This window comes from Pseudoalteromonas sp. SG41-2 (genome assembly GCF_014164535.1).
Lineage (GTDB): Bacteria > Pseudomonadota > Gammaproteobacteria > Enterobacterales > Alteromonadaceae > Pseudoalteromonas > Pseudoalteromonas rhizosphaerae.
The window spans coordinates 50,018-65,090 of record NZ_JACJFK010000016.1 but is presented as its reverse complement, the minus strand read 5'-3'; the positions used below and the strand labels follow the sequence as shown (position 1 = coordinate 65,090).

Annotated in this window: 17 protein-coding genes; 8 read left to right on the top strand and 9 right to left on the bottom strand. The window is 40.3% G+C overall.

Annotated features, from left to right (window positions below):
- Positions 1-9: 9 nt before the first annotated feature.
- On the bottom strand, positions 10-1,302 hold the full coding sequence (locus H5186_RS13890; protein ID WP_182718438.1) for an NCS2 family permease: 1,293 nt from the start codon (positions 1,300-1,302) through the stop codon (positions 10-12).
- Positions 1,303-1,429: 127 nt separating this feature from the next.
- Here H5186_RS13890 and H5186_RS13885 point away from each other — a divergent pair, with 127 nt between their 5' ends.
- The 4 genes from H5186_RS13885 (at position 1,430) to H5186_RS13870 (ending at position 5,896) form a co-directional block, all read left to right on the top strand.
- Positions 1,430-1,885: a sel1 repeat family protein gene (locus tag H5186_RS13885; RefSeq protein WP_149982845.1), complete on the top strand. Its 456-nt coding sequence runs from the start codon at positions 1,430-1,432 to the stop codon at positions 1,883-1,885.
- 223 nt (positions 1,886-2,108) lie between these two features.
- Positions 2,109-2,543, top strand: coding sequence for a SulA-like leucine-rich domain-containing protein (locus H5186_RS13880; RefSeq protein WP_149982846.1), 435 nt, complete (start codon positions 2,109-2,111; stop codon positions 2,541-2,543).
- Between the two features lie 39 nt (positions 2,544-2,582).
- Positions 2,583-3,062, top strand: coding sequence for a YchJ family protein (locus tag H5186_RS13875; protein ID WP_149982847.1), 480 nt, complete (start codon positions 2,583-2,585; stop codon positions 3,060-3,062).
- A gap of 875 nt (positions 3,063-3,937) precedes the next feature.
- On the top strand, positions 3,938-5,896 hold the full coding sequence (locus H5186_RS13870; protein ID WP_182794594.1) for an RICIN domain-containing protein: 1,959 nt from the start codon (positions 3,938-3,940) through the stop codon (positions 5,894-5,896).
- A 40-nt stretch (positions 5,897-5,936) separates the two neighbouring features.
- On the opposite strand, the gene H5186_RS13865 is transcribed toward H5186_RS13870, so the two are convergent.
- The 6 genes from H5186_RS13865 to H5186_RS13840 form a co-directional block, all read right to left on the bottom strand.
- A complete protein-coding gene (locus H5186_RS13865) occupies positions 5,937-6,458 on the bottom strand; it encodes a YgjV family protein (RefSeq protein ID WP_182740806.1) in 522 nt (173 codons plus the stop codon).
- A 74-nt stretch (positions 6,459-6,532) separates the two neighbouring features.
- Positions 6,533-6,751, bottom strand: a complete 219-nt coding sequence (locus H5186_RS13860; RefSeq protein WP_182718441.1) for a DUF6500 family protein — start codon at positions 6,749-6,751, stop codon at positions 6,533-6,535.
- 7 nt (positions 6,752-6,758) lie between these two features.
- A complete protein-coding gene (locus H5186_RS13855) occupies positions 6,759-7,199 on the bottom strand; it encodes a GNAT family N-acetyltransferase (RefSeq protein ID WP_182740807.1) in 441 nt (146 codons plus the stop codon).
- 37 nt (positions 7,200-7,236) lie between these two features.
- Positions 7,237-7,653, bottom strand: a complete 417-nt coding sequence (locus H5186_RS13850) for a tetratricopeptide repeat protein (RefSeq protein ID WP_182734977.1) — start codon at positions 7,651-7,653, stop codon at positions 7,237-7,239.
- A gap of 245 nt (positions 7,654-7,898) precedes the next feature.
- On the bottom strand, positions 7,899-8,360 hold the full coding sequence (locus tag H5186_RS13845; RefSeq protein WP_145241067.1) for a DMT family transporter: 462 nt from the start codon (positions 8,358-8,360) through the stop codon (positions 7,899-7,901).
- Between the two features lie 9 nt (positions 8,361-8,369).
- Positions 8,370-8,804, bottom strand: coding sequence for a DMT family transporter (locus tag H5186_RS13840; RefSeq protein ID WP_145241069.1), 435 nt, complete (start codon positions 8,802-8,804; stop codon positions 8,370-8,372).
- 94 nt (positions 8,805-8,898) lie between these two features.
- On the opposite strand from H5186_RS13840, the gene H5186_RS13835 reads away from it, so the two are divergent.
- Together H5186_RS13835 and H5186_RS13830 are read left to right on the top strand one after the other, a co-directional pair.
- Positions 8,899-9,834: a LysR family transcriptional regulator gene (locus H5186_RS13835; RefSeq protein ID WP_182732202.1), complete on the top strand. Its 936-nt coding sequence runs from the start codon at positions 8,899-8,901 to the stop codon at positions 9,832-9,834.
- 200 nt (positions 9,835-10,034) lie between these two features.
- Complete coding sequence (locus tag H5186_RS13830) at positions 10,035-10,871, top strand: AraC family transcriptional regulator (protein ID WP_182794593.1); 837 nt, start codon at positions 10,035-10,037, stop codon at positions 10,869-10,871.
- A 10-nt stretch (positions 10,872-10,881) separates the two neighbouring features.
- On the opposite strand, the gene H5186_RS13825 is transcribed toward H5186_RS13830, so the two are convergent.
- Positions 10,882-11,472 (bottom strand): LysE family translocator, encoded by a 591-nt coding sequence (locus H5186_RS13825; RefSeq protein ID WP_145241075.1) that lies wholly within the window; start codon positions 11,470-11,472, stop codon positions 10,882-10,884.
- Between the two features lie 183 nt (positions 11,473-11,655).
- On the opposite strand from H5186_RS13825, the gene H5186_RS13820 reads away from it, so the two are divergent.
- Together H5186_RS13820 and H5186_RS13815 are read left to right on the top strand one after the other, a co-directional pair.
- Positions 11,656-12,060 carry a YkgJ family cysteine cluster protein gene (locus tag H5186_RS13820; RefSeq protein ID WP_145241077.1) on the top strand — a complete coding sequence of 135 codons (405 nt, stop codon included), beginning with the start codon at positions 11,656-11,658 and terminating at the stop codon, positions 12,058-12,060.
- Positions 12,061-12,389: 329 nt separating this feature from the next.
- On the top strand, positions 12,390-13,907 hold the full coding sequence (locus H5186_RS13815; RefSeq protein ID WP_145241079.1) for a DUF3360 family protein: 1,518 nt from the start codon (positions 12,390-12,392) through the stop codon (positions 13,905-13,907).
- Between the two features lie 62 nt (positions 13,908-13,969).
- On the opposite strand, the gene H5186_RS13810 is transcribed toward H5186_RS13815, so the two are convergent.
- Positions 13,970-14,842, bottom strand: a complete 873-nt coding sequence (locus H5186_RS13810; protein WP_145241081.1) for an MYG1 family protein — start codon at positions 14,840-14,842, stop codon at positions 13,970-13,972.
- Between the last annotated feature and the right edge of the window lie 231 nt (positions 14,843-15,073).

Sequence of the window (15,073 nt, the reverse complement as noted above, 5' to 3'; positions counted from 1 at the left end):
TGTATTAACTTAGGATAAAAACGCAAATTTTATCACAAACATCGCTGTCAATATCCACACACTGATGCTTACTTGTTCTCGTTTACCACACAATACTTTAACAGCTGTATAAGAAATAAAGCCCAGTGCAATGCCATGAGCAATGGAGAATGTTAGCGGCGTCATCAGTAATACCACACTCACTGGAATGGCATCTGTCATATCATCCCAATTTACAAACTTGAGGTTTTGTAGCATTAGCACCGACACGTATAAAATAGCTCCCGCAGTTGCATAAGCTGGCACCATTTTCGCCAAAGGTGCAAAAAACATCATCAATAAAAAGCACATTCCTACAACCACAGCTGTAAGTCCTGTTCTGCCACCCACAGACACCCCTGCAACTGACTCTATATATGAGGTTGTGGTCGAAGTGCCCAATACTGAACCGGCAATGGTTGCGGCACTATCAGCACTTAATGCTCGTCCTAAACGTGGCATATTACCTTTTTCGTCCGCTAAGCCTGCTTTTTGAGTTACCGCAACTAAAGTGCCTGATGTATCAAATAAATCAACGAACAACAATGCAAAAATGACGCTAAGCATTGACAACTCAAATGCCGCTGAAAAATCAAGTTGCATAAAAGTAGGCGCAATTGAAGGTGGCATAGATATCACGCCTTGATACTCTACCAAACCCAGACTTAGCGCGATCACAGTTACTAATAAAATACTGATCAAAACACCGCTTTTAAAATCACGATAAAGTAGCGCTGCAATAACAAAAAAGCTAAAAATAGCCAACAATGGACCGGCAGCCGTTATATCACCCAGCTGCACTAATGTTGCAGGGCTGGCCACAATGATCCCGGCATTTTTAAGCGCAATTAACGCTAAGAACGCTCCAATTCCTGTTGCAATGGCTTGCTTTAACACCAATGGAATAGCATTAATTATCCACTCCCTGACTTTGAACAAACTCAGGAACAAGAAAATACAGCCCGACATAAACACAGCCCCTAATGCTGCTTGCCAGGTATAGCCCATACCTAATACAACACCATAAGTAAAGAAGGCATTAAGCCCCATACCAGGAGCCAAAGCTAACGGATAATTTGCCCAAAAGCCCATGATAAAGCAGCCAATAGCGGCAGCAATACAAGTTGCCACAAACGCAGCACCTTGATCCATACCAGCTTCAGCCAACATAGCAGGGTTGACAAACACAATATAAACCATAGTAATAAAGGTAGTGAGACCAGCAATACATTCGCGGCGCACAGTCGAGTTGTGGTCGCTAATTTTAAATAACGCGTCGAGCATAAGTGAGTTTCATTTTAGATGACAATAATTGCGTGATTTTATCATATATTTCAAGAATAACAGGACAATTAACCTGATATTAGACTAAACTGAGCAGGTAAATGACAACAATAATATGTGTGGCACTATGACAGATACCTCGCCAATTGGCTTAGATTTAGAACAACAGTTAGAAAACGTATTATCGTTTATCACCCAACCGAGCAAAGCCCCACACAGTGCGGTTAAAGCTGATACTCCTGATAACACTGTTAATAAAGCCCTGTATTATTTAAAAAATGATCAACCTCCTCTCGCAGCTAAATGGATGCGCTTAGCTGCAATGTCAGGTAATCAGCGAGCCCAATTTTATCTCGGATTATTTTTTATCAAAGGCCAAGGCGTACCTACTAGTGTTTTTCATGGCGCGGTATGGCTAAGTTTAGCCAGTAGCCAAGGCTATGAGCCTGCAGCAACTGCCTTAACTGATTTACGTAAACATCTAACCACCCGCCGCTTTAAAGATGCCCAGTGTTATGCAGCAACACTGTATGAGCAAATACACCAACAGCAGTTTGCTCACCTGATCCCCAACTCACCTTGAAAAGGGACTAATCTACCCTTTTCATTAAAATCAATTGCCACCTCAATGTAACTAAGTAATATATTGTTTTATAAAAATTATTTTATTTTATGCACATTTCCAAAGCTGATGGTATCAAATAAATATAAAAATCGTTCAAAAAGATAGCAAAAAACACTTGCACACAAACACTGTATAAACTACTGTATATGAGTACTGTATAAACAACCAGTGAGTGAAACTTATGTTACAGCCAATTACCGTCAGAACAGTTAAAAGCTATCAACAAGATAATTTAAGCGCATCAGTAAATTTGATTCAGATAGAAGATGAGATCTCTGCAACTTTTGAACTTCTAAAGGTGTTACACCATTACAATAATAAAAACGCATGGACGTTACTGATTGCACCGGATCACGTACCAAGTAAAGCTTTACTCGATTCATGTTCTATTGATACCAGTAAACTATTAGTGATCAGGCAAAAGCATCTGGTTAATTTAGAGTATGTACTAAATTCTGCACTACATAACGGTAACTTTGCAGCGGTGATCACCTGGACAGACATTGTGAGAGACAATCAAATAGCTAACCTGTCATTAAAGTTAGATCAAGCCAGTGCAAAACTATACTGTTTTACTAAAACCCAACAAGCTACAGAGATAGCATTAGCACAATAAGCTGTTAAAATGCCGTTTTTAATAAAGCGTATTTTAATTATGACCTCACTCACTGACAGTCTTTGCTTATGTGGCAGCGAACAAAGCTATAGCGATTGCTGTGAAAAATTGCATTTAGGCAATATACAAGCAACAAGCCCAGAGCAACTAATGCGCTCTCGCTTTGTTGCTTATGCCTTAAAAAATGCTAAGTATATTTACCAAACTTATGCACAAGAAAAACAAGCAGCAAACCCACTCAGAGAAATTGCCGATTTTGCTAATAGTTGCCGCTTTATAAAATTAGCCGTGATCAGTGCAGATCAGCAAGAGTACACTGGTTGTGTTGAATTTTGTGTTAGCTATTTTTATCAAAACTTGTTTTGCCAACTGCATGAAAAATCAAGCTTCATAAAAGAAGATGGCCAGTGGCGTTATCTCGATGGTGAGATCTTCCCTGTTGCAGATATAAAAATTAGCCGCAATGATGAATGCCCGTGTGGTAGTGGTAAAAAATATAAAAAATGCCACAGCGTGTAACACTTTCTTAGAGTATAGTTTTTACCGTAAGTATTTATAAATAATCATAAATTCAAAAAACTCGCAAGCCAATGTGGTCTGTCTAAGTGCGATTAACTCTTTGTTGCTTAACCTAAATTTTGGTTCATGTGTTTTCTAACGCATTGATTTAAAGCACTAATATTACTTTTACTCTCCAGCCAAAATTTTCAGGGAAAATAAGGCGAATTTACGCGTCAATAGCATGCCTATTACAAATAAATTCAACGCAGTTAACATTGAAAAATAGCCGCTGGAGATAGATTTATTATCCGAAGCTCAGATTACTTCCGCCAGTAGAATAACGCGGTAGCAGTAGCGAGCCCACTTGGTTAAAAACCTCTTGTCACGATTAAATCACTCCTAGATTAAACAAATTTTAATTCTGAAAGGTCAACATACTCTAGTACTTCACAACAACACCTATAAACAACTAACTCATCCATAAAGCATATCAATATTGCGTTAGAACCAGCCCCGTAACATGCAAATATCTAGTCATATCAAAAAACAATAAAGGAACAAATGTTAACTAAATTTCAAGTATCAAAAAACACTATAATAAAAACTAGAAAATAAATCGTTATTATTTTTATATTTTTTTAAATAATTAAAACAAAACCTAACCCATTAATTTTAATTAAATATATTTATTTAAAACGCATAAAAACAAAACTAAATGATGAAATTAAAACTAATCAATCAGTAATTAGCATTGCAGAAAGTCATTTTTAGCGCAATAATGCCACCGGTAGCACTGCAGTACAAGCATAAATAGGACTTGATTGTGTTAACATTTTTAACAATTAATTTATTTGATTGTTTTGATCTGAACATACAGTAATTAGGAACAACCAATGAATAAACGTACGTTATTTAAATATTCTTTGCATGCTTTGGCCATAACAACTGCTATATATGGAAACAGTGCACTTGCTAATGCGTCAGGCTTTGCCGCAACGAATGGTGGTACAACAGGTGGTGCTGGTGGCGATGTTGTTTATGCAACAACTGGAACCCAAATTCATCAGGCTTTATGTAACCGAGCATCAAGTGACACGCCAATTATCATCCACGTTGAAGGCACCATAAATCATGGCAACACCAGTAAAGTATCTGGAGATAGTTGCAATACTGGGCCAGATCTAATTGAACTAAAAGAAATTAGTAATGTTTCTATTATCGGTGTTGGTAGCGGTGCTCTTTTTGACCAATTAGGCATCCATATTCGTTCATCTTCAAATATCATTGTTCAAAATGTTCACGTTAGAAACGTCAAAAAATCAGGCTCCCCCACCTCCAACGGCGGTGATGCAATTGGCATGGAGTCAAACGTCAGAAATATTTGGGTCGATCACGTTACACTTGAGGCCAGTGGTGGCGAAAGTTCAGGATATGATGCTTTGTTCGATATGAAGAGTAATACCAAATACGTGACATTATCTTACAGTATTTTGCGCAACTCTGGACGCGGTGGTCTCGTTGGCTCAAGTGATAGTGACGATACTAACGGCCCTGTTACTTTTCATCACAATTACTATGAAAATATTAATTCTCGCACGCCTTTACTAAGACACGCGACAGCGCATGCTTACAACAACTACTACTATGGACTCGTGTCATCGGGCATGAATCCACGAATTGGCGGTAAAATGCGCGCCGAAAACAACTACTTTAAAAATTCCAAAGATCCACTCGGCACTTTTTATACAAATGACATGGGTTACTGGCAAGTCAGCGGCAACATTTGGGATAATATCGATTGGTCTGAACAAGAAAACAAGCTTCACCCAGCAGGCCCTAATCCAACCTCAACCACAACAATCAACATCCCTTATAACTATCAACTTGATAATGCACAGTGTATACCCAACATCATTGCAGCAACGGCTGGCGCGAACAAAGGCTTACAAACATCAAATGGTCAATGTGGAACAACCACACCCACCGATCCAACACCGGATCCAGATCCAACACCAGCAGGGGAAAATCTAGCTATTAGTGCCGGTGTTGATGGCAGTTCTAAAGCCAGTGGCTCGAGTTATGGCAATGTGAATGACGGCGATATGTCAACTTACTGGTCACCGTCAGCTATCACGGGCACGATCAATATTAAAAACCTTAACACCACCATTAATGCAGTTAAAATAATTGAAACCCCAGCTAGTAAAGGAAGCATTACAGCTTGGTCTTTAGTGAACTACGATACAGGTGTAACACTTTCGAACGGTGGTGCTGTGCCAAATGTAATCACTTTTTCTAACACTAACTTATCCAAAGTAAGTTTTGTAATTCATTCCGCCAATGGCGTAGCGCAAATTGCAGAGTTTGAAGTCTACAATGGTTATACCGACAGCAATAATGACAACCCAACCAATACACAAGTCAATGGTACTTACCGCATTACCCCAAAACACAGTGGTGCATCATTAGATATTGCTAACTGTCAAAGTGAAGATGGGGCAAATGTTAGGCAGTGGTCTTGGCTTAATAATGATTGCCAAAAATTTAATATTTCAACAGTCGATGGTGTGTGGCATCGTATTTCACCAGTCAATGCTCCTTCTAAAGGGTTAGAGGTCTATACGCATTCAACCACAGCGGGTGAAAATATCAATATCTGGACATACACAGGGAGCTATAACCAGCAGTTTCGTTTTCAAAGTGCCGGCTCTGGTAAGTGGCGTATCATCAACCGAAATAGTGAGTTGTGCTTAGACGTCGCAGACAGCAAAACTGCCGATGATGCTAATATTCTGCAATGGACATGTACCTCAGGAGCAGAAAATCAAATGTTTGAGTTAACCAGACAATAACTAACATTTACTGTGAAGGGCTTTGCTAAGCCCTTTATTATCAACCGTGTTCAGTCAGCGCCTCACAAGTAAAGCGTTGTTTATGTAGTCTATAAATAGTCGATAAATTAATAACAATAACAGTCGCTTCCAATAACACGCCGCCAATAGAGCCAACAATTATATTATTTGCCAACCATAAGCACGATCCTGCAAACAGCAAAACACGCATTTTGATGCCCGTTAAGCAAAATAGTGCAAAACAACCCAAACAGGCGGCAACAATCGCAAGGTAATCCGTCCATTGCTGGGCTGTTAGATAACCGATAACCACGGTTAAAATAATAAAAATGGCTGCTATCCACACCGATTTCACCCGCATTGATACGGCTGTACGCCCCGCTGAAAATAAACAGCACAATGATGAAGTGATAGCATTGAGTAAATAAAAGTGCAGTGCATGATTTAGATTCATCACCACCATCATTATTTTTAAACGACGATCATCCTTTTGATAAAAGCACACCAATGCTAAAACAAAGCTCAGTAAACCAAACCCTTGGGCAATCCAACTACCAACCACCAGCCCTATTCCCCACTAAAATAAATATCTCAACCGCTATTGTGGTTAATATACAATCAAATATCTACACGCTATTACAGATTATTTTCAATCATGGTTTTAATGATCTGCGCTTTAACAAAGTGATCTAATTGGTGGGTTTGTATCCACCATGTCGCAGCTTCCATAAGTAATTCTGGATCATCATTTTTGTTGGCAAAAAAAGCATAAAATGACAGCCCAACATTACCTCCCTTCGCCGCTATTTTTTTGTCACAAACTTGAATGATCTTAGTCCTTAATTCGTCGCGCATTACGGCGTTACCTCACTTCACTTTTTAAACTGCATTGCATTTCAATAAGTTGGTGTTCGCCAACTATTTCAACATCTTTAATATATTTAAAACCATAACTTTCGTAATAGCCTTGCAAATAGGCATGTGCATGAATTTCAATGATCTCAAGGCCAATTTTACCAGCATGTGATAACAAGGCATTAATAACCAATTTAGCAATGCCGGATCCTCGGTATTGCTTTAACACTGCAATCCTTGCCATAACGCCACACCGTGGGTTACGTTTCACTAACCGCGCAGTAGCGACTAAAGCACCGCCATCTGTTACCACCACATGCACAGCTCGTTCGTCGCAACCGTCTAAATCTAACTGCTTAGGAATACTTTGTTCGATCACAAATACCTGGTGGCGAATAGCATGCGCTTGCGCAATCAGTTCAGGGCTAGTGCCTAGCGTAACATCCATTTATTGTGACCTCTTAAACATAATCAACGAGCTAATTTTACTGTAATTGTTGTAGTAGCTGAGCTATTTCAGCCTTCAGCGCTTTATCAGGAATTTTATTTGCGCTAACCTGCGCAGCTTGTAAACTTACGATAGCAGCTTCGGTTTGCCCTAGTTCAACATGCATAGTTGCCATCGCATAACCAATTGACGACATATAATCTTTCGCATTGATGGCGTTAGCTTTAGCTAATGCTTTTTCATAGATCAACAACGCATCGGCAAACTCATCGGTAAAATCAGCGAGCGTTTCCCACTGTACAGGATGATCTTTCTCAGTATTTTCATGCTCAATACACAGTGCTTTTAGCTGCCCATAGAGTGAATCGAACGTAACTTGATCTTGCTGCTGTGCAGCATTCATTAGCTCACCGGCTAAGTTCAATACTGATTTATACAGTTTTGTATTCATTATTCTTTCATTACCTTTTGTTAGAAATTACAGCCAAATTAACTATCTTGCATGGCTAAGAACAACAACTCAAAGCGAAACGAAAGAAAATACAAGGCCGAGAGCGTACTATTCTAATACACTCGAGACTAAAATGATTCATTCTAAAGCGTATCAAGCCTAAGGCGGGGAAAAAATCTCAGCTCAAATCAGGTGATAACCCCCCTGTTACAAGTTATCACCTCAGCCAAATTTTTATTGTTTCAAGGCTAACTCTCAGTTTTTGCTGTATCTTTACCACTTGCATGAATAAAATACAGCGCAATACCCAAACATATTACAGCGCCAATACGACTTGGCGAAAAAGCAATCACATCGTTACCAAGCCAACCAAAATTATCAATTAACATACTCATAAATAATTGACCGAATATTACCGCAACCGTTGCGACTGCGGTGCCAATTCGCTGCACAGCAAACACCATTATCACGATATAGGGTACTCCACACATTGCCCCTAATAATTGCCACTTTGGCACATCCAACAGGGTTAGCGCATGCCTAGGTTCAAAATAAAAGATAAGTAACCCGGTGATCAACGCACCCACCGAAAAGGTTAAAAATGCGCAGCGAAAAACACCTACTTTACTTCCTAATTGGCCATTAATGGCAGCCTGAATACTCAAGGTTGCACCACCAATCACCGCCAGAATTATCATAATTATAGTCATTAGCGTCCCCTAACCTTGTGCCATCAGAATTAATGCAATGACAATAAAAAATAGTGCCATAAGCCGTTTACGGTCAATCTGGCGATGTTGACTACCAAATAAACCATAATGATCTATCAGCAAACTTTTCGCTATTTGTCCCATCAAGATACTGATCATCGTCATAGCAATACCTATCACAGGTGCTGTGAACGTCAATATAACGACATAAACAGGCCCCAACACGCCGCCTAACAATGTCCATGATGGTTGTTTGAAAAAAGATGGGCTATTGCGAGGACTAAAAAATAGCATCAACATAAAGGTAAGAGCAGCACCAACACCAAACACACTAAATGTGGCCCATAATTCTCCAACCTCACCACCTAAAGGGCCCAATAAGCCTGCTTCTACAGACAGCCCCATTCCTCCCATAACGACAATTAAAATCAAAATAAACTGCATGCAAATCTCCTATTAATAAGGAATAAATAATAACCTAGAGCTTTAACGCGAAAAATGGGATTATATAAGAAACACTTTTGCAGGATTTGCACAAATGAATGATTTCAGTTCGATCAATATCAGAGCGTTAAAATTTTTTATCGCCGTGTATAAATGTAAAAGCTTTTCTGTTGTTGCTCGACATGAAAATGTATCGCCTTCTATGGTCTCTAGAGTAATTTTGCAACTTGAAGATGCCCTTGGTCAGCAACTTTTTTACCGTAACACAAGAGCAATAATGCCAACCGAAGCGGGCCGAATTTTTCATGATTATGCGCGCTCAATGACCGAGCAACTCAACGAAGTACGAAACGAGCTGCAAGATAGAGCAACTCAACCTAAAGGGTTGATAAGAATTAATGCGCCGGTTTTTTTCGGACAAAAACACATAGCGCCTTGGCTTGGTGAGTTTTTAAATCGCTATCCGAAAATTCAAGTAGAGTTGACTCAAACCGATGATTTTATCGATCCGCATATTGATGCCGCTGACGTGATTTTTCGTATCGGATCTCTTGCAGATTCATCGTTACATGCTAAAACATTAGGACTGCAAACTTATCATTTAGCCGCATCCCCTGCTTATCTGAAAAAATATGGCACACCAAAAGTACCGGCTGATCTTAGTCAGCATCAGGGCTTAATTTATCGCGGTTCATCGGGGCAAAATCGTTGGTTATTCAAAATTAATTCGTCATGGCAGCAGCAAAGTGTAATACCGACTTTAGTATCTAACAACGCTGAAACACTGTTTATCGGGGCTTTGAACGACATGGGAATTGTATTATTCCCTGATTGGTTAATTGGTGAAAGCTTAAAAACAGGCACTCTTGTTTCACTCTTAAGTGAATTTGCGCCAACAATAAAAACAGGACCACAAAACATTACTGCAATTTACCCTAATACACGACAACCACCGTTAAATGTTCGAGTATGTATTGATTACTTTAGTGAAGTTTATGGCAATCCGCCGTACTGGAAATACCAAAATTAAGTATCTGCGTTATGCTCTAACGGGTGCATACAGACCAATAGTGATACCTAAAAAAACACACCCGCTCAGCACACAATTGCATGCAGCTAAGTGACGCAGTTACTCACTGATTTTTTTGGTGAATAATTTAGTCTGAGGGTAGATTTATACACTACAACTAGGGGTATACTGGAAATAGGTTTTCAATTGTGGAAAATAGTATGCTCCCAACAACACACCCTATTTTTTGGCGCGACCCCGAGTTACCATTTGTAGAGCTGCGCCAAGTATTAGATGGCCGCAAAGTCACTTATGCTCCCCACTCCCACCAGCAATGGTCAATTGGCGCAATTTTAGCGGGGCAAAGTGAATTCATTTGTGAAGATCGTCTACATCAAGTAACACATGGTAATTTAGTATTAATGAACCCTGATGAAGTTCACGCCTGTAATCCAAAGCAAAACTCAGCGTGGGCTTATTACATGATGCATATAGATAAAAATTGGTTAGCGGCGTTATTGTTCGAGTCTGGCGTCACAAAGCAACAAAACTGGCAAGGAAGTCGCTTGGATACAGTGCTACTACCACAGCTTTATCAGGACTTTGTTATCTTGTGCCAAAACCTAATGACAAATACGTTTACCGCAGCACAAAAGCGCACGTTGCTAAGTAGTTACTTCGTACAATTATTTACGTACCTTGATTGCGTTGAGCCATTACACGAGCAAACGTTATTACCTGAAAATAAGCTATATCAAATAGCGAACTACCTGAATGAGCACTGTTTTGAAGACCAATCAATTAACACAATCAGTACACTTTTTGGCTTTAGCAGCAGTTATTTAGTGCGCGCTTTTAAACGTCATTTTAATATGACTCCGCACGCTTATCGGTTAAATCGTCGTATTCAATTAGGTCAGCAAGCACTAAAACAAGGCCAGCCAATAGCAAGTATCGCTCACAGTGCAGGCTTTAGTGATCAAGCGCATTTTCAGCGGGTCTTTAAACAACGCGTAGCGGCAACTCCCGAGCAATATCGCCGTACTTTATCACTGTAAATTAAAACCACTAAATCAATAATAAAAAGCAGCTGCCAGCCAGTAATAGTGCAAGAATTTTATTCATCACTCGCATTTTAGCTGGGCTTTGAAAATGCTGCCCGAGCCGTATACCTAGCCAAACCCAACAGCCAAGTGATAACCAACAAATAGGTAAATATAAACTTGCAAAAGTAACCAGTTCAAATCCTTGCGCCCCTGGACTATATGCTGCAATGCCTGATAAAGAAGCCAACCACGCTTTAGGGTTAAGCCATTGCATGATCACACCTGTCATAAAGGTAGGGGCATTTTGCTTAGCGTCAGCTGTAAGGCCGCCATCATCTATAAATAATTGATAACTGAGATAAAGTAAAAAAGCGATACCGAGCCACTGTAATACACCAGTGATCCAGGCTAATTGCGCAATGAGATAATGCAAACTAAAACCAATAAACAAAAATAATGCAATGAAACCAAAGGTAGCACCAGTCACAAATATTAAGCCTTTTTTTGCCCCATATCGCGCACTACTACTTAACGAAACAAGGTTAACTGGCCCGGGTGATATAGACGCCGCCAAGGCAAATAGTGCCATTGAGATGATCACTGATAAAGTCATAACGTATACTTAGGTTATTTAAAGTGGCGTTTATTATCTGTTGTTGCAATAAGCCATGTATTGAACAAAATTGACCTTGTTGTAAATAAAATAGCATCTGACAAATTACCCCTGCAAAAACACAGCTGCACTAAAAAAATCGGTGTTACACTAGAATTAGTCCATCTTACAAATTAGCGAACCATGAAAGAATGTAATCAATGTGGTAAATGCTGTATTAAATACGGTGGTGGCGATCTGAGCGCCACGCAAGAAGAGATTGATCTATGGGAGATATTTAACCCCGAAATCTTTGAGTTCGTTAAAAATAACCAAATATGGCACGACCCACAATCGGGAGTAAAACTAAGCCAATGCCCTTTTCTTGAAATAGCCCCAAAAATAAATCCCCTCGCCGCAAATAAATATACCTGCAGTATTTATTTAGACCGCCCTGAAGATTGCCGCCACTATCCTAGCCTTATCACCGAAATGGTAAGAGACGAATGCGAAATGATTGAAGTAATCGATTTAGATAACTATAAAAAAGCACAAAGAAAACTAGATCTATTAATGCAAGACAGTCGCCCTGGCGGCTATACAGAATAAAACAGAGCTTAGCTTTGAGTGAGCTCCTAGCCATTAGACTAAAGACTTAGAACCCAGTAATTCATTAATACATGCCGTATAACTGGCTTTTTCAAAGCAATAAACAACAAATATGAAAATAAGGTATTGATTATTAACAATAGAAATTAACTTTTGAATATTTTCTTCTCTGCTGGCTATACCTGCGCCAAGCTACTTTAATCCGTCATGCTCGACCTTTGCCTAATCGTAATTGATAAACCTCTACTTTATTCTATCGATTCAATATTCATTGCTTTATACAAGCTGTTTTTTTATTTTGAGTTAGCAACAATGTTGCAGGAGAATTCATGACAACCACGCCAAAAGATGACACGTCATCCCAAGCTGAGCAGGTAAGCGATACTCAAACCGTTTCCGATAGCTATAAAAATCTTCATAAACCAAGCTCTGAGTTTGCCAGTCGAGACGATTATCTCGAGCATGAACTGCAAATTATGCAGCCAAAGCGCTGGCGTCCTAACTTGCCTTTTCGGGATTACCGCTTCGAATTTGAAGACACGATTCCCGCTATGGCAGGGACAATTGGTAAAGTTGTTATGGTAGGCGCTATTGCCGCCACCTTTGCCGCACCGCTTGGTTTAAGTGACGCCTTTGTGTTAGAAAACGTACGCTATGAGTTACTCATAGTGGCTATTTTTATCATCTTGTTTTCAGGTTTTATTTTACCCACTGCTAACTTAGCGGGAACCCACGGACCACTCATTCCATTAATTCCCATTGTTGTTGCAGCAGGCGGACACCCAATGGCATTCGGGCTACTCATTGGCGCCTTAGGGTTACTGCTTGCCATCAGTAAAGGCGGCAGTTTGTTGGCACGACTAACCAGTAAAGGGGTGTGCGGCGGATTATTACTTTACTTAGGATTCATAGGCACTATATCGCAAGTAAAGAAACTGTTTGCATGGGCTGAACAAATTCAAATGACCCACATTGCCTTCATCGTTATTTTGGCCACTATTTTACTGTACGCGCTACTCGAACATTTTAAAAAACGTTGGTTAGCTGTGCCGCTCAGCTGCCTTATTGGTGGTTTAACGGCCTTTGCCTTAGGTGCGCCGTTTGAATTTAAAACCGCCCCTGGGTTACCAAATATGAACCCTATGTATTGGTGGGGTGAAAACACCGGTTGGATGTTAGGTTTGCCGACTCTTGAAAGCTTTGTAGTCGTATTGCCCTTTGCCATACTGGCAGTGGCCATGTGGTCGCCAGACTTTTTAGGCCATCAAGTATTCCAAAAGATCAGCTACCCAAAACGCACTGAAAAAGTGCAAATGAACATTGACGATACTATGCTCAGTGCATCAGTTAGGCAAACCTTTGGCTCTATTTTAGGTGGGTCTAACTTCACCTCATCATGGGGCACGTATATTGTGCCTGCCGCGATTGCTAAGCGCCCTATTCCAGCTGGTGCAATTTTAACCGCACTTTTTTGTGTAATTGCAGGTATATGGGGTTATCCAATGGATCTCGCCATTTGGCAACCGGTACTGTGTGTGGCGTTAATAGTGGGTGTATTTATCCCACTGCTTGAGGCAGGTATGGAAATGACTCGCGAAGGTAAAACCACGCAATCAGCAGCTATTGTGGTATTTGCTTCAACGTTAGTAAACCCAGCGTTTGGCTGGTCACTGACCATGCTGCTCGATAACTTAGGCTTAATTGGCTGTAAAGAGCGCAGCTCTGAGCTGACCCATATGAGTCGCTGGATCATTCCGCTGTTTATGTTTGTATTATTGACCAGTGTTATGGCCATGGTGGGCATGCTGCCAGGTATTCCAGCGTTGCTAGAAAACTTTAGGCACTAATACAAAAAGGGGGGAAGCCAGTACAGCGCTTACCCCCCCTTTTTAATAACCGTGACTTCGTTTTATTCGTCTTGCAACGCCATAGCAGCAAGTTTCATGGTACTTGCAAATGATTCTGCGCCAGCGATAAACAAGCCATTGTGGCAAAACATTGCGTCATCAATGCCCGTTTGCGCTTGAAATGCAGCATCTGATAAACCAGCCCATGCTTTTGGTAGTGACTTTCTGTCTTCAAATGAACCCGGTTCAACAGGCACCGTTTGCAAAATCCATTTGCCTGAATGCGATGGATAAACCATGTATAACGCTTCTTGCGATAAAGCATGCACGGTTTTTTTCCACGGCGTATATTGCTCTAATACAATCACTCTTGCATCATCTGCGTTATCAATCGCTTTAGCGACGATTGCTTTAGCATTAATGCCGCCACTGGCTGCTGCAATAAAACGTGTTAAAACACGCGATGCAAATTCAACCGCCTCATCAAAACAACGATCAAAGTCACTTTCCTCTTGCCATGTTGGGTTAAACATTGAAATTGTTTGGCTAAGACTGATCCCTTTCGATACACCTTCAACATGACCGCAATCAATCGCATCAATGGTCGATACCAAACCGGCATCAACTGCATGCGCAACATCTTGGTCACCCTGACACAGCTCTAAACCATATTTTTGCCAAATTAAACCAAATGATGAGTATGGGATGCCATTTTCACGCTCACCGGCACCGCCACGTTGGTGATGATCAAAACGTCCAGCAGCTGGGTCATATTCGCCGCCAACATCAATCACTATGTCAGCTTGCGCGATTAATTCTAAATCACGGGTACGTATAAGTTTAAAAGTAGGAAGAATATGCCTAAGTGCGGCGATACTAAACACATCATCCGCATGAAAATTACCGTTATGAGTTGCTACTGTTATATCATTCATTTATTTAATATCATTTTAGAAAGGAGTAAGAAGACGGTGAAATTTAAACTGATCCGTTAGCACAAAATAGATAAGTCAAAATTACAAGCACAACAGTATACGCTATCGGCGAGCAGCCCACAAAAACAGTGAACCACTTTGTGGTAATTAATCGTCTAGAGGAAGATAAGCGACAGTAATAACAAAGCAACAGTAGATTGATGGTAAAAACATAACCAATCCATACATGAA